The organism is Pseudomonas sp. GD03875 (genome assembly GCF_029840585.1).
In the GTDB taxonomy this organism is placed as follows: Bacteria; Pseudomonadota; Gammaproteobacteria; order Pseudomonadales; family Pseudomonadaceae; genus Aquipseudomonas; species Aquipseudomonas paralcaligenes.
Genome location: NZ_JAOCCV010000024.1, coordinates 25,466 through 42,789 on the forward strand (window position 1 = coordinate 25,466; position 17,324 = coordinate 42,789).

Consider the following 17,324-nt stretch of genomic DNA (forward strand, 5'->3'; position numbering starts at 1 on the left):
CTAGCCTTTGTTCAGCGGCGGCGTCCGCACCGGAACCTGCCGCCTCGACCCAGTCGCCTCATAGGCCGAGGCCAGGCGCAGCAGGGCCGAGTCGTCGTAGGCGCGGCCGGCGAAGGTGAGGCCTACGGGCATGCCTATATCCGCCATCACGCCCATTGGCACGGTGACGGTGGGTACGCCCAGGTGGCGGATGGCCAGGTTGCCGTTGGCGACCCAGACGCCGTTGCTCCAGGCGATATCGGCGGAGGCCGGGTTGACGTCGGCGTCCGTCGGGCCCACGTCGGCCACGGTGGGGAAGATCACCGCGTCGAGGCCCAGTTGGTCCATCCAGTCTTCCAGGTCGAGCTTGCGGGTCTTTTCCAGGCCGCGCAGGCCGTCGGGCAGCGTCGGGATCTGGTCCCAGGGCTTGATGCCGCGCTCGGCCATGCGCACGTATTCGTCCATGCCGGCGGCCAGGTCGCCTTCGCGGTTGGGCAGGGTGCCCGGATCGTGGGGGAAGATCTGCGGTCCGTCGACGTCGGCCAGGCAGTTCAGCCTGGGGTCGCCGTTGGCGCGCAGGAAGTCGTCGAAGCCCCAGGCTGACAGGTCCCACAGCTCGTCGTGCAGGAATTCCTGGGAGACGATGCCGCGGTTGAACACGGTCGGCGCGCCGGGGCGGTCGCCCTCGCAGTTGGAGACCAGCGGGAAGTCGACCTCGATCACTTCCGCCCCTGCCGCTTCGAGCGCCTGGCGTGCGGCTTGCCACAGGTCGATCACCGAGGGCCGGGTGTGGATGCGCTGGCCGGTCGGGCCGCCGATGCCCGGCGCCTCGCTGGTGCCCATGTCCGGGTCCTGGTTGATGAACATGCGCGGCACGCCGAAGCGCTTGCCGGCCAGCGCCTCGGCCGTTGCCGCCAGCGCCGGGTAGGACGCGGGGCGCACCTCGGAGGCCCTGGGGATCGGCACCCAGGGCTGCAGGCGCCACAGGTCGCCGCGGGTGTCCGGGTCGTCGGCCACCACCACGTCGAGCACCGCGAGCAGGTCGGCCATGGTGCGGGCGTAGGGCACCACCACGTCCATGGTCGGGGTCAGCGGCCAGTTGCCGCGCACCGAGATCACCCCGCGCGACGGCGTGTAGGCGCACAGGCCGTTGTTCGACGCCGGCCCGCGACCGCTCGACCAGGTTTCCTCGGCCAGGCCGAAGGCGGCGAAGCTGGCGGCGGTGGCGGTGCCGGCGCCATTGGACGAGCCCGAGGCGAAGGGCGCGGTGAGGTAGGCGGCGTTGTAGGGGCTTTCCGCGCGGCCATAGACGCCGCGCTGCATGCCGCCGTTGGCCATGGGCGGCATGTTGGTCTTGCCCAGGCAGATCGCGCCGGCCGCGCGCAGCCGCTCGATGGTGAAGGCGTCGCGTTGGGCGACCAGGTCCTTGAAGGCCGGGCTGCCGGAGGCGGCGGTCAGGCCCTTGACCAGGTAGCTGTCCTTGGCGGTGTAGGGGATGCCGTCCAGCGGGCCGAGCGTTTCGCCGCGCGCGCGGCGGGCGTCGGAGGCCCTGGCCTCGTCGAGCGCCTCGGGGTTGCGCACCACCACGGCGTTGAGCCGGGTGGGGGTGTTGGGGCCGTCGTAGGCGTCGATCCGGGCCAGGTAGGCCTGGACCAGTTCGACGGCGGTGGTGCGGCCGGATTCGAGCGCGGCGCGCAGGTCGGCGATGGAGGTTTCGGTGACTTCGATCATGCCGTCAGCTCCTGTCGCCGAGGGTGGAGGTCGTCATGGGATTCTGGGCGGTGCTCATATCGGTTCTCGCTGAGTGCGTGGCACGGCTGGCGCACGGGCCAGCGGCGCCGATGAGTCGGCGCGGTCGGCCTTCTATGATGCCGCGTATCCGGTGCCTCGCCTATGGGGCTCAGTGGAACGGACGCACCATCAGCTCCAGCCCCAGCAGCAGGAGGAACGACAGGAAGCCGCGGCGGAACAGTGCCGCGCTGATCCGCGCGCGGACCTTCTGGCCGAGCCACATGCCGGCCAGCGCGGGCAGGATGGCCAGCGTGGAAGCGCCGAGCTGGTCCTGCTGGATGAAGCCCCGGGCGGCGAGGCCGGCGGCGAGAGCGAGGGTGGAGACAGTGAAGGACAGGCCGAGCGCCTGCACCAGCTCGTCCTTGTCCAGGCGCAGCGCCTGCAGGTAGGGCACCGCCGGGATCACGAAGACCCCGGTGGCGCCGGTGATCGCCCCGGTCAGCAGACCGACGACGGGTGACAGCCATGGCTCGGCCCGCGCCTGCACCGACAGCGCCGGCGACAGCAGCGCGTAGCCGGCGTAGACGACCAGAGCGCTGCCCAGCGCCAGGCCCGACCAGCGGGCGTCGACCCGGACCAGCAGCTCCGCGCTGGCGAGGGTGCCGAGCACAATCCCCGCCATCATCGGCCACAGGCGGCGCAGCATCCGCCGGGTCTGCGGGCCGGCGAGCAACTGCCACAGATTGGTCACGAAGGAGGGCACCAGCAGCATCGCCGCGGCGGCGGCGGGCGACATCAGGTTGCCCAGCAGCGCCATGGCGACGGTGGGAAGGCCCATGCCGGTGACGCCCTTGACCAGGCCCGCAGCGAGGAAAATCAGGGTGACCAGAAAAGCAGTGGATTCGTTCATGGGCTTATTGGAGCCGGGCCGGTCCGGGCGCACAATGCGGTTTTTCCGGCGTTGCCTTCGGGTCATCCGAAGGCTGGAGGTGGAATCATGCGGCTCGACCTGGCGGACCTTTGTCTCTTCCTGTGCGTGGTGGATGCCGGCAGCATCACCCGCGGCGCCGCCGACGCGAACCTCGCGCTGGCTTCCGCCAGCGAGCGGCTGCGCAACATCGAGGCCGACGCGGGCGTCGCCCTGCTGCGGCGCCACCCGCGGGGCGTGGCGGCCACCGAGGCCGGCGAGGCGCTGGCCCATCACGCGCGCCTGATCCTGCGCCAGCAGGCGCTGCTGCGCGGCGAGCTGGAGGAGTTCGCGGTGGGCGCCCGAGGCACCCTGCACCTGTATGCCAACACCTCGGCGCTGACGGAATTCCTACCGCGCCGGCTCGCCCCGTGGCTGGCGCAGCGGCCGGACCTGCACATCGAGCTGAAGGAGCGCACCAGCGCGGAGATCGTCAGGGCCATCGACGCCGGGCTGGCCGAGGCCGGCATCGTGTCCGACGCGGTTCAGGCGGCGGGGCTGAGGCTGGAGCCGGTGGCGAAGGATCATCTGGTGCTGATCGCGCCGGCGGATCACCGTCTGGCTTCGGGCGGTGGCGTGCGCCTGGCCGAGGTGCTCGGCGAGCCCTTCGTCGGCATGGCGCCCGGCAGCGCGCTGCAGGATCACCTCGACGAGCACGCTCGGGCCGCGGGCCGGTCGCTGCAACTGCGCATCCGCATGAAGACCTTCGAGGGGCTGTGCGAGATGGTCGCCCACGGCATCGGCCTGGGCATCGTTCCTCAGGCCGTCGCCGCCCGCCACCGGCGCCGCTACGGCTACCGGGTGCTGGCCCTGGAGGAAGACTGGGCGCGTCGGCAGCTCTGCCTGTGCTACCGCGACTGGCAGGCGCTGTCGGCGCCGATGCGCAGCCTGCTCGCCTGCCTGGGCGCGGAGGCCGGCCGGCGGATAGGTTGAACCCCGTTGCGGGGTGTTCCTCGAACCTTGCGAGGCCAATGCCGGCCCGTTCGAGGTGACGTGATGACCAGCCGCGAGAAGCCGCACTAAAGACAGGTGCCCATGCCGAACCACACGCCGGTCGAGGTGGGCGAAAACATCCGGTCGGAGGACCGGCGGGACCCCGACGAGGGCAACGAGCTGGTCGCGCCGCAGGCGGAAGTCCAGCGTTAGACGTCGAGTAGCACCCAGGCGGGAGCGTGGTCGCTGGCGCGCTCTTCGCCACGCACCCAGCGGTCCACGCCGGCGTCGACCAGGCGCGGCGCCAGCGCTTCGGACAGCAGCAGGTGGTCGATGCGCAGCCCCGAGTCGCGTTGCCAGTGCTGGCGGAAGTAGTCCCAGAAGGTGTAGATGCGCTGCTCGGGGAAGCGGTGCCTGATGGCGTCGGTCCAGCCCTGGTCGAGCAGGCGCTGGTAGCAGGCGCGGCTCTCCGGCTGCAGCAGCGCGTCCTTCAGCCACGACCTGGGGTTGTAGATGTCAAGGTCGGTGGGTACCACGTTGTAGTCCCCCGCCAGCACCACGGGATGCCCGCTCGACAGCAGCGACCGGGCATGCTCGATGAGGCGCTCGAACCAGGCCAACTTGTAGTCGAACTTGGGGCCGGGCTGGGGGTTGCCGTTGGGCAGGTAGAGGCAGCCGACGATCACGCCGTGGGCCGCGGCCTCCAGGTAGCGGCTCTGGCTGTCCGAGGCGTCGCCGGGCAGTGCGCGGCGGATCTCCAGGGGTTGCATACCCTTCGCCAGTATCGCCACGCCGTTCCAGGACGGCTGGCCGCGCCAAAGGGCGCCATAGCCCGCCTGTTCCAGCGCGGCGGCAGGGAACTTGTCGTCGGCGGCCTTCAGCTCCTGCAGGCAGACGATGTCCGGCGCCTCCCGCTCGAGCCAGGTGAGCAGGGCGGGGAGCCGGGGCCGGATGCCATTGATGTTGAACGTGGCGATGCGCAGCATGCCGGCGCGGGCTCAGTCGCGCAGGCGAATGATGCCCGCTACGGGGAAGCCGGCCACGTGCACGGTGAGGTTCTCGGCGATCTGCTTGCACAGCTGTGGCGTTGCCAACTGCTCGACGGACAGGCCTTCCACGGCGAAGCGCTCGCCGGTGACCTCGTTGAGTACGGTCAGGGTGGTCATGCCATCCAGGGCGCAAGCGCAGTCGAGCCTGTAGCCGGGAATCGCGTGAGAGAAGTCGGAAACGGATGTGGTGTTCATGTCGCTCTCCAGTGCCCGATAGGAGGCACGCCCCATGACGGACAGAAGCCAGGCGAGGCGGGAAAGTTCATACGATTCCAGGGCTGGCGCGGCTCGGAACGACGGGCGGCTTCCTCGCCTTGGTTAGCGCCTGTGAGTGAAGCGCGCTTCGGCCCGCCTCCGACGCTGGCATCGGCACCACTTTTCTCGGAATGGCTTGCCTGCAATGGTGGCTGCAAGGTACATCGTCGGAAGCATGATGGCGCGTGACCGACTCAGTGAGGCGCCGTCGCCGTGGCAGAAACCTGAGATCGAATGGAGGCGGGAATGACCGGAAACACGCGCTATCTCACCGTTCTGGAATACCTGCAGCGCCAGCTGGAGGGCACACTTGGCGACGGGGACGAGACGCACATGCTGTACCCGACCGAGATCTCCAAGCTGCTGGGCTTCCGCCTAGTGGCCATCGACGAGGCCATGGCCGAGATCGAGCTGGACGCCGACGCCATCCGGCACGGCAACCAGCAGGGCACCGTGCACGGCGGCATGCTCTGCGAGCTGGCGGACGCCGCCATCGGCACGGCGCATTCGACGCTGATGAGCGAGGGCGAGAGCTTCACTAGCATCGACCTGAAGGCCACGTTCCTGCGGCCGGTGTGGCAGGACAGGCTGCGCGCCCGCGCCTGGGCGTCGCACCGGGGCAGCACCATCAGTCACTACCAGTGCGACATCCGCCGCGAGGACGGCAAGGTGGTGGCCACCGTGACCAGCGCGGTGATGACCCTGCGCGGCGAGCGCGCGCAAGGACGCTGAGGGCGGGTGCCGCCGGTACCGCTCAGGAGCCTATCGCCTCCAGGCAGAGCCAGCCGACGATCAGGAAGAACACGCCTGCCAGCACGGTGATGAGCGTCATGGTCGCCTCGATGTTGATCAGTCCCGAGGGACTGACCACGGAGCGCGTCGGCAAGTTGGATTTATTTTTTCGGCGTCGTCGCCGTCATTTGTCGTCGTAGGGCGGGTACCGATCGTCGGGCGCGCGGCGTTCCGCCCGCGGGTCCGATGCGCTGTCCGGAATGTGCGGCGGATGCGGCGGGTCGATCTGCGGGTCGCCGAGGTCCGGCGAGTCCGGGTCGAAGCCCAGTTCCGGGTCCACGTCGCGCCCGGCGGGCCCGCCGTGCTCGGGGTAGCCGGGCAGGCCGCGGGCTTCGGTCGGAGCGTCCCGTTCGGGCCACTTATCGGTGAGGGTGGTCTGTTCCTGGTTGTCAGCGTTGCCGTGGTGCGATTTCATGTTCGCCTCCGCTGCCGGGGCCGAGAGGCCGATGGCGGGTTTGCTGTCCACTCCCTGGTCATGACGGTTCGTGCATAAGGTCTGAGTCTGGTGTCGTCCGAATACCCGATATGTTTGCCGAGCGCCTTCGGCGCCTGCCTCCGGGCGTTCGCGGTGGTGTCAGGCTGTGGACGCCGGTTCCGTCGCGAAGGTTTCAGCCATCCGCTGGCCGGCTCCCCGTCGCCGGCGCTCTGCAGGTGTGGCCGCGAGCCGTGGGGGCGCCACCTCCCGTGAGAGGCTGGTGGCGGAGGCTGGTGCTGGTGGGCTGCATGCTGCTCGCCGGCGTGGCCTGCGCATCACCGGAGTGCCCGGCGCAGCGGATCGAACTGTCCAGCCAGGCGCAGATACTGGAGGACCCGGGCGGCACCCTGACCGCCGACCAGGTGCTGGCGCTGCCCGACAGCGCCTTCGTTCCCGCCACCCAGAAATTCCTGCCCCATCAGTACAGCCGCTCGGCCTTCTGGCTGCGCCTGCGCTTGCCGGGCGACTTCGCGGGCGGGTGCCCACGCTGGCTCACGGTGGGCGATCCCCGTCTTTCGGATATCCAGGTTTTCGTCCGCGAGGACGAGCAGTGGCACACGATGCGCGCCGGCGCCGAACACCCGCTGGAGCAGTGGCCCGCCGAGGCCCGCCAGCCGGCCTTCCCGCTGTCGCTGTCGGCGGACCGGGAGCTGAACCTGCTGATCCGCGTGGCCAGCAACACGGTGGTCATCATCGAACCCCGGCTCTGGTCGGAGCTGGGGTTGCTCGAGCACCGGCAGAACGGTGCCATGGCGGACGGCATGACACTGGGCATCACCCTGCTGATGGTGCCCTTCAGCTTCGTCGTCGGCTGGATCCTGCGCTCGCGGCTGCTGGTCGCCCACGCCCTGACGCTCGTCGCCTACGCGATGCTGGTCAGCGTGGTCAACGGCTACCTGGTGCATCTGCCCGCACTGCTGCCATGGTCGTGGTGGATGATGTGGGCGCTGGGGCTGATCCAGTACTGCCTGCTGCTGGTCTATTTCCGGGTCCTGTTCCAGGTGCGCCAGCTGCCGCCTGCGTGGGGCAGGGCCTACGACCTGTTCATCGTCATGATGCTGCTCTGCCACGCCTGGATGCTGGTCGACAACATCGAGGGGCGCATCCTGTTCGATTGGGCGCGCAAGGCCGTCTATCTGCTGCTGACCGCCACGTTGCTGATGGGTTGGCGGCGGCAAGTGGCCTACAGCTGGCTGGTGTACCTGGTCTACGGGCTGATCATGCTGCAGGGGCTGATACGCCTGCTGTCCGTGGCGGGCGTGCCCTGGCAGACCACCGCCGACATACTGAGCGTGACTTCCACCCTGCCGGGATTGCTCCTGCTGGCCTGTACCCTGGCCCTGGAGGTGGGCCGCGTGCGGGCCCGGGAGAGTCGTGCCCTCGCCGACCTGGACAACCAGCAGAAGGCCGAGCACGAGCGCCTGGAAAGCACGGTGGCCATGCGCACCCGCCAGCTGCGCGAGTCGCTGCAGGCGCGCAGCCTGCTGATGGCGCGGATCAGCCATGACCTGCGCTCGCCGCTGGTCAGCATCGTCAATTACGCGCGGCTGCTGCCACCCGGCCTGCCCCAGGACTACCCCCGGAAGATCGAGCGCAACGCCTGCCGCCAGCTGGAGCTGATCGACGAACTGCTGGAGTTCTCGCGCAGCGAACTGCACCAGCTCGAGGTGGTCCTGGCGCCCGGCTATCTCTACGGCTTCCTGCAGGAGATCGAGGACGAGGGTGGCTTCCTCGCGGCGCAGCAGAACAATACCTTCGAATCCCGCTTCGATTCGCGGCTGCCGACGCTGGTGCAGGCCGACTTCCGCCGCCTGCGCCAGATACTGATCAACCTGCTGGCCAACGCCGCCAAGTTCACCCGCGACGGCCAGGTGCTGTTCGAGGTGCAGTGCCTGGCCTGCGACGCCGAGTCGGCCCGCCTGCGCTTCGTGGTGCGCGACACCGGCATCGGCATCCCCCCGGAAGAGCGCAAGCACCTGGTGCAGCCGTTCTGGCGTGGCCGCGGGGCCAGGCGCGTGTCCGGCAGCGGGCTGGGGCTGTCCACCGTCAGCGAACTGCTCCAGCAGATGGGCAGCAGGCTGGTGCTGGACGAGACGCAGGCACACGGCACCGGCTTCAGCTTCGAGGTGGAGTTCGCCCGGGCACGGGAGGAGGACCTGGACTTCTCGTTCGAGGAGAGCCACACCGTGCGGGTCGACGGTGCCGGCCGGCACGTGCTGCTGGTGGACGATGTCGAGCACAACCGCGAATGGCTCAGCGACCTGCTCGGCGGCTACGGCTTCGACGTCACCGCGGTGGCGGATGCGCCGCAGGCGCTGGATGCGCTGCGGCGAGCGCCTTGCGACCTGCTGATCAGCGACCAGGCGATGCCCGGCATGGATGGCTGGGCGCTGCTGTCCACGGTGCGCGAGCGGTGGCCGGCGCTGCCGGTGCTGCTTTATTCTTCCGCCCCTCCGCTGCCGCCGCCGGGCTATCCGGCCGACCTGCAGTTCGATGCCGTCCTGCTCAAGCCGTCCGACACGGCCGCACTGCTCGCGACCATCGAGCGGGTCGCGCCCGGCTCCCGCGCCGCCGTGGATGTCGGTTCGTAGGAGGCTCACCGTGTGCGGATGAATGGGGGAAGGATGGTTCGCAATGGTTATCCGGTCGGCATCGTTTTGCTGTCCTGCCTGGGCGGGGCGCAAGGCCTGTCCGCCGCCGAAACCGCATCGGCCCTGGTGCTCGACGAGGTGAAGGTGAGCGCGCGCCACCGCGAGGAGAGCGCCCAGCAGGTGCCCATCGCCCTGACCGTGCTCGACGGCGAGCAATTGAACGACGCAGGTATCTACCGGACCGAGGACATGCAGCAGCGCGCCCCCAGCCTGCTGGTGTCGGCGCCCAACGCGCGCTACACCAGCTACGGCATCCGCGGGCTCGGCTCCAGCTCGTTCAACGACGGCATCGACGGCAGCGTCGGCGTGTTCCTCGACGGGGTCTACCTGGGGCGCCAGGGCATGTCGCTCTACGATCTGGTCGATCTCCAGCGCGTCGAGGTGCTGCGTGGGCCGCAGGGCACCCTGTACGGCAAGAACACCTCGGCGGGGGCGATCAACATCAGCAGCCGGGCTCCGACCTTCGAGCCGGAGGGCAGCGCCGAGGTGTCGTTCGGCGAGCATGGCCTGCGCCAGTATCGCGGCACGGTATCGGGGGCGCTGGTCGATGGCGTGCTGGCCGGGCGCCTGACCGGCTACGACGTCGAACGCGACGGGCTGATCGACAACGTCTACGACGGCAGCGAGCTGCGCGACCAGAACCGCCAGGGCCTGCGCGGACAACTGCTGTGGACGCCGAGCGACAGCTTCAGCGCGCGCCTGATCGCCGAATACGGCTGGCAGGACGAGCACACCAACGTGTTCATGGCCAGCAACTACAGCCAGGCCACGGTCAAGCGCGCGGCCTTCCTCGGCTACCGCCAGCTGCCCATCGACCCCTATGCGCGGCGGGTGCAGCAGGACGAGCCGAACACCATCAAGACCCTGCAGACCGGCCTCACCCTCGAACTCGAGGGCCAGCTGGCCAACGGAGCGACGCTGACCAGCATCACCGGCTACCGCGACTGGGCGTACGACGCCGACCAGGACGGCGACGGCACGGCGCTGTCCATCGCCCAGAACGTCGCGGTGCGGCTCGACCACCATCAGTTCAGCCAGGAACTGCGCCTGGCCGACTCGCCCAACGAGCACTTCGACTATGTCGCCGGGCTGTACTACCTGCGCCAGAGCCTGAACCGCGAGCTGGGCGTGCGCTTCGGCGACGACGCGGCGGCGTTCTTCCTCGGTGACCGGCCGGAGCTGGCCATGCTCGGCGTCACCCCCGGGATGATCCCGCCCTCGTTGCTGGACGGCGCCCGGCAGACCTTCGACGGCGAGCAGCGGATGGACAGCCGCGCGGTGTTCGGCCAGGTCACCTGGCACGCCACCGACCGCCTCGACATCACGCCGGGCCTGCGCTACACCCGCGAGCGCAAGCAGGGCTGGCTGTCGCGCCAGGTGTCCGGTCTGGCGCCGCTGGGGCCTGACCCGGTGTCGCAGATCGCCGGACCGCTGCTGCGCGACACCACCCTGGGCGGCGCGTACTACCGGCGGGACGCGATCGAGGAGAGCAACCTGTCCGGCCAGCTCGCGGTCAGCTACCGCTTCGCCGACGACCTGCTGGGCTATGCCAGCTGGTCCCGGGGCTACAAGGCCGGCGGCATCAACCTCGAAGTGATCGGTCCCAACGTCCAGCCGACCTTCGACGCGGAGCGCGTCACCTCGGTCGAGGTCGGGCTCAAGAGCAGCTTCTGGAACGATCGGGCGATGCTGGACCTGGCCCTGTACCAGGCCGACGTCGACGACTACCAGGCGCTGACCAACCGGGCGCCGGCCAACGAGTACGCGCCGCCGATCCGCGACAACCTGATCAACGTCGGCAAGGTGCGCCTGCGGGGTATCGAGCTCGACGGCCTGCTGCGCGCCAGCGAGCGCGTCGACCTGCGGCTGGGCGTGGCCTGGAGCGATGCGCGCTACCGTGACTTCCCCAACGCGCCCTGTTCCCCGTCCGTGGCCCAGTGGTCGTGCGACCTGAAGGGCGAACGGCTGTTCAACGCGCCGGAGTGGAGCGCCACCGCCGGCGTCGACTACCGGCACCCGCTGGAACAGGGCCTGGAGCTGTTCGGCGCGCTCGACTACAGCTTTCGTAGCGGCTACTACGGCACCCTCGAAGGCGGCGAGGGCAGCTACCAGCCGTCCTACGCGCTGACCAACCTGCTCCTGGGCCTGCGCCGCGCCGACCGGCGCTGGGAGGCCGAGCTGTGGGCGCGCAACCTGTTCGACGAGGACTACATCACCGCCGTCTACGCCCAGCTCGGCGCGGGCGACTACGGCGTGCTGACTGGCGACCCCCGCAGCCTGGGCGTGACCCTGCGTACCCGCTGGTAGACCTCCAGCGGCAGGCTAGAAATGCAGAAACCCGGGATCTCCCGGGTTTCTGAACGTACTGCATGCGCTATCAGCTTGGCGGAAGTCGCTTCATGACGGCTTGCATATCCAGAGGCTCAGGCCCGATCAGATCTTCCAGGGTGATACGGGCTTCTTCCGGCAGCTTGTCGAATACCACGGCCATCTCATAGTAACCAGGCCCGGGAAAGACCGACTCCACCAGGTTGCTGCTGATCGGGTCTGGCTTTTGCCCAAGCGCCTTCTGTGTCCGCTCCAGCGCCAGCGCGGCGTGCAACAAGTCGTCCAGAACCGCGCGCGAGCAGGCGTACCGGTTGCGCTGCACCAGATAGCCCACGGCCAACCCCAGATCGTGGCGTGGCAATCCAAGAGCCTGCAGGTTTTCGGTAGTCAGATTGGCTGGCAGTGCGGCCTGCTCACGTGCCCTGCATTCCTTCTCTGCCGACGCAAGCAAGGTCGTCTTGACGGCGACCTCTCTCTGGAGGAGCCGAAGAACTTCCTCGTTCGCCATGGCGCCATGGGACGAAAGCATTGCAGAGAGCGCTACGCCCCAGCGCAGCACACGGCGGATCGGTTCGCGGGCGACAGCCATGCGTGACTCCTTCCTGGAGTTTTTCGGGCTTGCGATGTTACCCAATAGGAGCGTCGCTGCATCCCCGGCGCCTTCTATTTGAAGATGTCAGGGGAGAGGTGCGCGCGGTATGTCACGCTGGTCGTGATGCGCTCAGCCCGGCCGGCACATCTCCGGCGGCATGCAGCGCAGGCAACGGCACTCGTCGGCCGGTTTGCGCCAGGTGCGGCAGATGGTTCGAACGCTCATGCCGGCCCCGCCCGGGGCGGGCCTGCGTGTCGGTGGGTGCCCAGGGCGGCGTGGCTCCATGAAGGTGCCTCCCTGGTCGAGGGCCATTTCGAATGGCATGGAAAAACTCCTTGCCGCCAGCGGTCCGGCAGCGGGTGAAAGGGAAAGGACCGGGAAGCGCCTTGTGGGCGATTCCCGGCCGGTATCGCTAGGGTGTGCTCTGGCGAGCCACCAACATGGCATCGGCCACCAGGTAACTGACCTTCGCGATGTACTCGGGTTTCAGGTCCACCGTCGTGGACGTGATCACCGCCTGCATGACGCCTGCCGAAAAATAGTCGCGCAGACTCATGCCCTGCAGTTCCTCGGCATGCGGGTTGGGAAACGCCGGGCCGCCGTCTTGTATCTCAGGCATTGCTTTCTCCTCGCCACGCCCTCGCGCGGCTATCGGGTTGATGGTGGGTCAGCCCAGGCTGGGGCCGACGATGCTCAGAAGGATTGCGAGACCGGCCACGAACAGAACGCCAGAGAGATAGCTGTGGCGGCTGGCTCGTGAGCGGTCGGTCATTGCGTGCACTCCCCTTGAACTCGACTGGAGCCGGCGGTGGTCCTTCCAGGACAGGCGTTCGCTGTGCCGGCCGCGACTCGATAGATCCGAACGGGACGTTCAGGCATGCCGTACTGCTCTGAGCGCCTTGCCCGTTGCCAGCAGATCGCCGGCCGTGTGTATCCCCAGCCGGGCCATGGCCTCGGCGAACGAGCGCAGGGTCATGAATCGCAGGTTTTCCATGGCTTCACCTCGCGCCTGGTGCTTCCGGAGGCTCATGCCGCCTCTCTCCTGGCTCTGTGGTCGGCGTAGTCGTGGCCGATCTTCGAGAAGGCTTCGGCGATGGCGCGGAGCTGCCGATCCTCGATCTTGCCGATGTTCATGTGGGCCAGGTGAGACATGGCTTCGCAAAGCGCCTCGGCGGCTTCAGGGGACTTTTCCCAGGCCAGCTCCAGGGCATCGCGCACGTCCTGCCAATCGAAGGCATCCATGATCTGCTCAGCTGCGAACCGGACCCGTTCCAGGCGCAGGTCCGCGATGTGGTCGGCCGTCTGGCGCCGGTAGTAGCCGGCCTCGAGCGAGCCGTAATTGCTGATTGCGTGGTTCATGGTTGTCCTCGCTTTCGAGCGCACGCTGTGTGCTGTCACTGGCTTAAGATTACAAAATGTAATTCACATGGTCAATACTTTTCGTAATTTTATGTCGATTCGTCTGAGCGTGGGGATGGCGGCGGCGAGGTGAGGTGTCGTGAGCGGAGTCAGTCCGGGTCGGAAGAGGGGGCAGGAGAAATGGAAAAGGCTATGTCCCCGTTACGTGTTGCTGCACTGATCCTGCTTTTGTGGGAGCGGCTGGGCGGCATTCCGATTGGCCGCATAAATCCGCTCCCACAAGGTGCGCAACAACTAACGGGGACATAGCCATGAAAAAGCCCTGCTTGGGCAGGGCTTCGTGTCAGTCGGACGAATGATGGGGGCAGCGCTGGGCTTGTATGTGTGCCGGCTTACCTGGCCAGGCTCAATCCACGTCGGCGCCGGACGGTGGACCACCAGAACACCCAGCCCAGGATGCGGATGGACTGGGCTTCCTCCGCGGTCAGGATCTCGTCCGGATACTCGTCGTCGTTCTCGCTGCGAATACGCAGGCCGCCACCGGGCATGCGGTACAGGTATTTCACCCGGAGCATGCCGTCCTGGTCGAAGGCATAGATCTCGCCATCGATGATATGGGTGGTGCCACGGTCAATGCCGATGGTGGCGCCATCCATGATCAGGCGCTCCATGCTGCGCCCGCTGACCGTGGCGCAGGCGGCGTTCTGTTCCAGCACACCAGCTTCGCGCAGGGTCGACTTGGCGAACCGCAACAACCGACCAGGCACCTCTACCACCTCGGTCGCACCGCCTCCTGCAGCCATCTCCACTTCCTTGTACAACGGTATCGCCACCTCATCGTCGCCCAGCGGGGTCGCGCTGTCCCAGCCCGACATCATGCCGATCAGCTCGGCGTTCGCTTCGACCCGGGCGCTATCGCCGGAGCCGATCTGCAGCGGGGGCAGCCCGAGCACCTCCAGCAGCCGCCCCAGCGTCTGCAGGTCCGGCTCCCGCCGTCCGCTCAACCAGTGAGCGACCGCACCCTGAGTCACCCCGAGCCTCTCGGCGAGGCTCTCCTGGGTGATCTTCAGCGTTTTCATCTTGGCCTTGGCCAGTTCGTTCCAGTTTTTCATGAGCAAAACAATACAGCCTGTATTTATTACGGCAATGCACGTTGCGTAATGTTTTATTGCATGGAATAATTACTAAACGTAATGTATCCGGGCGATGAATAAGGAGAGGCGCCATGAGCAATCTGAAGCAGTTCCGAAAGAAAGCCCGGGTCACTCAGGCGGCCCTGGCCGAACGGGTAGGCATGACGCAAGGCGCCATCGCCCATTACGAGAACGGTCGCCGCACGCCGGGGCTCAGCGAGGCGCGCGAATTGGTCGCCGCGCTGAACCACTTCGGCGCCGAGTGCGACCTGGATGCGGTGTTCCCCCAGGCCGTTGCCTGAGTCTGCATTGCGCGTGGCGGGCCTCGACCTCATGGCCGGCAAGCCGCTCGAAAGGGCGGGAGATTTCACAGAGTGCCGATCGGGCACGAGAGAGATAGGTATGGCTGGAGACTGGATCAAGTTCGAGCTCGCCACCCTGGATAAGCCGGAGGTCTGCCAGATCGCGGACCTGGCCGACATCGACCCGGACGCCGCCGTTGGAAAACTGCTGCGGGTCTGGGGCTGGTTCGATCAGCAGACCGAGAACGGTAACGCTCCGAGCGTTAGCAAACGGCTGCTCGATCGCCTGGCGGGCGTTACCGGATTCTGCGAGTACATGAAGGCGGTCGGCTGGATGTTCGAGGAGGCGGGTGTCATCAGCCTCCCGCGTTTCGAACGGCACAATGGCAAGACCGCGAAGAACCGGCTTCTCACGGCCAAGCGCGTGGCGAATCACAAGGCCGCTAACGCCAAGGGTAACGATCCGACCGTTAGCGGGGCGTTACCTAGAGAAGATGCAGAGAAGAACAAGAGCGTAGAGCAAGAGCCGATTGCCGCCCTCGGAGGCGCGGTGGCCGCCGCGAAATTCGAGCCGCTCGCCCTGTGCCCGGTCAACGTCTCGCCGCAAGCCTGGGCCGACTGGTGCCAGCACCGCGCGGAGATCAAGAGACCACTCACTGCCAAGACCTGCGAACACCAGGCCAGGCAACTGGCCGGCCACCCATTCGCTGATCGCGTCATTATCCAATCTATCGCCCACGGCTGGACGGGACTGTTCCCGGAGAAGGTGACCCATGCAAACAGCCAGCAATCCCATCGACCAGGACCCGTCTCGGCCGTCGACCGCGTCAAGCAAGCCATCGCAGAGCGAGAAGCTCGGCCAGGTGCTACTGGACAAGCTCTGGCTGAAGATGGCGGAGCTGTACGGTACGCGCTGGACGGGGAGTTTCGGCGTGTCGGCTGATCAGTCCCACGCCTGGGCCGCGGCACTCGGCGGATTGAGCGGGCTGCAGATCGCCGCCGGCCTGGCCGCCCTGACCACATCCCAGGACGAGCAGTTGCGCAAGTGGCCGCCGAGCGCGCCGGAGTTTCGTTCCCTGTGCGAGAACCGCACGCCGGAAGCCTTCGGCCTGCCGAGCGAAGGCCAGGCCTATCGCGAGGCTTGCGCCAACGCTCACCCGGCGATGGTCGACCGCGCCAGATGGAGTCACGAGGCGGTCTTCCATGCGGCCAAGGAGACCGGTTTCTACGACCTGAACCACATGCCGGTCCAGCACAGCCGGCGTCTCTTCGCACGCAACTACGCCATTGCCTGCCGCAAGGTGATGGCGGGCGAAAAACTGGCCGAGATTCCGAAGGCGCTGCCGGAAAAGGTAGGCCGGCGCACGGAGTCGATCGGCCGCGCGGCGCTGGCGAACATCCGCGGGACGCTGCAAGGAACGAATCATGAGTAATCGGCCGGGAACCGTTGCGCTGCGTCCGAACCGACGTTCGCATGGGCTTCGCGTTGGTGACGCGGCGCGTCCGGACACCTGCGCACGCGGCTCCGGGGTGGATGTGTCGGGCATCGGCGCGGGCAGACGCTGTGGTGGCCCGAGCTGCTGCCAGCTGTGCGCGGACGAGGAAGCCTACAAGGAGGCGGGAGATGGTTGAGCGGGGTGGGGCAATGCATCCAGGAATCGAGGCCGGGTATCGCGCCTTGGTGCGTGAAATAAAGCGGAGGGCAGCATGAAGAAACGTACATACACTGACAAGGCGTTCGGGGAAACGGAGTGGCTGTTGGAGCAGTGGGGCTGGTGGCGCATGGATGGCATGGGTGTGCCCAAGTACATCTCTCCGAGCTATGTGCTGATGCGGGACAACACCAACTGCGGGGGCGGTATCAAGGCCTACACGCTGGTCGACGATGTTGCGCTGGTCATCGATGCGGCGGTCGCCAGGCTCTCGGTCAGGGACGAGCAGATGGGCCTGTTCGTCTGGCTGTATTTCGGCGCGAAATGGCCGGCGCTGCGCATCGCCCGTCATCACGGAATCGGCGAGGCCAAGGCTCGGGAGCTGATCAGGGCCGGGGTGGCGTGGGTGGACGGCGCTCTGGAAAAAATCTGCAAGGCGGCATAGAAAAGGCTTTCCGCGCGGATAAGCACCTGTTTTCATAGCACCGTGGCTTGGTCCGAACGACTGGCACGACACGAAAGCCCTGGTGGAAACGCCGGGGCTTTTTCGTTGCTGAAGGGGCGATCTGAAAAGATCGGCACGATGACGAAAAAAAGCTTTCCGCGCGGATAAGTACCTGTTTTCATAGCACCGTGGCTTGGTCTGAATGACCGGCACGACACGGAAGCCCTGGTGGAAACGCCGGGGCTTTTTCGTCACCGGATGGCCGATCTGAAAAGCTCGGCACGGTAACGAGAAAAAGCTTTCCGCGCGGATAAGCACCTGTTTTCATGGCACCGTGGCTTGGTCCGAATGACCGGCACGATACGAAAGCCCTGGTGGAAACGCCGGGGCTTTTTCGTTACCGGAAGGCCGATCGGAAGAGATTGGCACGGTGACGAGAAAAAGCTTTCCGCGCGGATAAGTACCTGTTTTCATAGCACCGTGGCTTGGTCTGAACGACCAGCACGATACGAAAGCCCTGGCGGAAACGCTGGGGTTTCGTCGTTTCTGGCGGATGGAAAAGCTTTTCGCACAGGCTTCATCGTGTCGCTCGATTATCGGGCGACGCACTCCAGCCTCCGAGCTGGACAGCATTTGCGCCAGCGCGCGGCCCCTGTGCTCGGGGGCGTTTTCTTCAGGCAG

Annotated in this window: 19 protein-coding genes; 8 read left to right on the forward strand and 11 right to left on the reverse strand. The window is 67.2% G+C overall.

The window, feature by feature from the left end:
• The gene (locus N5D30_RS18825; protein ID WP_279910184.1) at window positions 1–1,710 is read right to left on the reverse strand and encodes an amidase; all 1,710 of its coding nucleotides are present in this window, start codon (window positions 1,708–1,710) and stop codon (window positions 1–3) included.
• A gap of 169 nt (window positions 1,711–1,879) precedes the next feature.
• The gene (locus N5D30_RS18830; protein WP_279910185.1) at window positions 1,880–2,620 is read right to left on the reverse strand and encodes a sulfite exporter TauE/SafE family protein; all 741 of its coding nucleotides are present in this window, start codon (window positions 2,618–2,620) and stop codon (window positions 1,880–1,882) included.
• An 87-nt stretch (window positions 2,621–2,707) separates the two neighbouring features.
• Between N5D30_RS18830 and N5D30_RS18835 the strand changes: the two genes are divergently transcribed.
• Window positions 2,708–3,610 (forward strand): LysR family transcriptional regulator, encoded by a 903-nt coding sequence (locus tag N5D30_RS18835; protein ID WP_279910186.1) that lies wholly within the window; start codon window positions 2,708–2,710, stop codon window positions 3,608–3,610.
• Window positions 3,611–3,819: 209 nt separating this feature from the next.
• Here N5D30_RS18835 and N5D30_RS18840 read toward each other — a convergent pair whose 3' ends face one another.
• Together N5D30_RS18840 and N5D30_RS18845 are read right to left on the reverse strand one after the other, a co-directional pair.
• Window positions 3,820–4,596, reverse strand: a complete 777-nt coding sequence (locus N5D30_RS18840) for an exodeoxyribonuclease III (protein WP_279910188.1) — start codon at window positions 4,594–4,596, stop codon at window positions 3,820–3,822.
• A 12-nt stretch (window positions 4,597–4,608) separates the two neighbouring features.
• Window positions 4,609–4,854, reverse strand: coding sequence for a hypothetical protein (locus N5D30_RS18845; protein ID WP_279910189.1), 246 nt, complete (start codon window positions 4,852–4,854; stop codon window positions 4,609–4,611).
• Window positions 4,855–5,160: 306 nt separating this feature from the next.
• On the opposite strand from N5D30_RS18845, the gene N5D30_RS18850 reads away from it, so the two are divergent.
• On the forward strand, window positions 5,161–5,646 hold the full coding sequence (locus N5D30_RS18850) for a PaaI family thioesterase (RefSeq protein ID WP_279910190.1): 486 nt from the start codon (window positions 5,161–5,163) through the stop codon (window positions 5,644–5,646).
• 22 nt (window positions 5,647–5,668) lie between these two features.
• Here the strand turns inward: N5D30_RS18850 and N5D30_RS18855 are convergent, their stop codons facing one another.
• Complete coding sequence (locus N5D30_RS18855) at window positions 5,669–5,800, reverse strand: hypothetical protein (RefSeq protein ID WP_279910191.1); 132 nt, start codon at window positions 5,798–5,800, stop codon at window positions 5,669–5,671.
• A 30-nt stretch (window positions 5,801–5,830) separates the two neighbouring features.
• Window positions 5,831–6,121 (reverse strand): hypothetical protein, encoded by a 291-nt coding sequence (locus N5D30_RS18860; protein WP_279910193.1) that lies wholly within the window; start codon window positions 6,119–6,121, stop codon window positions 5,831–5,833.
• Between the two features lie 308 nt (window positions 6,122–6,429).
• On the opposite strand from N5D30_RS18860, the gene N5D30_RS18865 reads away from it, so the two are divergent.
• Both N5D30_RS18865 and N5D30_RS18870 read left to right on the forward strand, forming a co-directional pair.
• Entirely contained in the window at window positions 6,430–8,772 is a 2,343-nt protein-coding gene (locus tag N5D30_RS18865; RefSeq protein ID WP_279910194.1) for a hybrid sensor histidine kinase/response regulator, read from the forward strand.
• A gap of 33 nt (window positions 8,773–8,805) precedes the next feature.
• Window positions 8,806–11,139, forward strand: a complete 2,334-nt coding sequence (locus tag N5D30_RS18870) for a TonB-dependent receptor (protein ID WP_279910195.1) — start codon at window positions 8,806–8,808, stop codon at window positions 11,137–11,139.
• Window positions 11,140–11,209: 70 nt separating this feature from the next.
• On the opposite strand, the gene N5D30_RS18875 is transcribed toward N5D30_RS18870, so the two are convergent.
• The 5 genes from N5D30_RS18875 to N5D30_RS18895 all read right to left on the reverse strand — a co-directional run bounded on the left by N5D30_RS18875 (window position 11,210) and on the right by N5D30_RS18895 (window position 14,223).
• On the reverse strand, window positions 11,210–11,749 hold the full coding sequence (locus N5D30_RS18875) for a hypothetical protein (RefSeq protein WP_279910196.1): 540 nt from the start codon (window positions 11,747–11,749) through the stop codon (window positions 11,210–11,212).
• 415 nt (window positions 11,750–12,164) lie between these two features.
• Complete coding sequence (locus N5D30_RS18880; RefSeq protein WP_279910197.1) at window positions 12,165–12,371, reverse strand: hypothetical protein; 207 nt, start codon at window positions 12,369–12,371, stop codon at window positions 12,165–12,167.
• 252 nt (window positions 12,372–12,623) lie between these two features.
• On the reverse strand, window positions 12,624–12,782 hold the full coding sequence (locus N5D30_RS18885) for a hypothetical protein (protein WP_279910198.1): 159 nt from the start codon (window positions 12,780–12,782) through the stop codon (window positions 12,624–12,626).
• Complete coding sequence (locus N5D30_RS18890; RefSeq protein WP_279910199.1) at window positions 12,779–13,111, reverse strand: hypothetical protein; 333 nt, start codon at window positions 13,109–13,111, stop codon at window positions 12,779–12,781. The genes N5D30_RS18885 and N5D30_RS18890 overlap by 4 nt, the downstream gene beginning before the upstream one ends.
• 392 nt (window positions 13,112–13,503) lie before the next feature.
• Window positions 13,504–14,223, reverse strand: a complete 720-nt coding sequence (locus N5D30_RS18895) for a S24 family peptidase (RefSeq protein ID WP_279910200.1) — start codon at window positions 14,221–14,223, stop codon at window positions 13,504–13,506.
• 113 nt (window positions 14,224–14,336) lie between these two features.
• On the opposite strand from N5D30_RS18895, the gene N5D30_RS18900 reads away from it, so the two are divergent.
• The 4 genes from N5D30_RS18900 to N5D30_RS18915 all read left to right on the forward strand — a co-directional run bounded on the left by N5D30_RS18900 (window position 14,337) and on the right by N5D30_RS18915 (window position 16,643).
• Window positions 14,337–14,546, forward strand: a complete 210-nt coding sequence (locus tag N5D30_RS18900) for a helix-turn-helix transcriptional regulator (RefSeq protein WP_279910201.1) — start codon at window positions 14,337–14,339, stop codon at window positions 14,544–14,546.
• A gap of 100 nt (window positions 14,547–14,646) precedes the next feature.
• On the forward strand, window positions 14,647–15,489 hold the full coding sequence (locus N5D30_RS18905) for a hypothetical protein (RefSeq protein WP_279910202.1): 843 nt from the start codon (window positions 14,647–14,649) through the stop codon (window positions 15,487–15,489).
• On the forward strand, window positions 15,479–15,979 hold the full coding sequence (locus N5D30_RS18910; RefSeq protein ID WP_279910203.1) for a replication protein P: 501 nt from the start codon (window positions 15,479–15,481) through the stop codon (window positions 15,977–15,979). Before N5D30_RS18905 ends, N5D30_RS18910 begins: the two co-directional genes overlap by 11 nt.
• A gap of 274 nt (window positions 15,980–16,253) precedes the next feature.
• On the forward strand, window positions 16,254–16,643 hold the full coding sequence (locus tag N5D30_RS18915) for an antitermination protein Q (RefSeq protein WP_279910204.1): 390 nt from the start codon (window positions 16,254–16,256) through the stop codon (window positions 16,641–16,643).
• Window positions 16,644–17,324 lie beyond the last annotated feature (681 nt).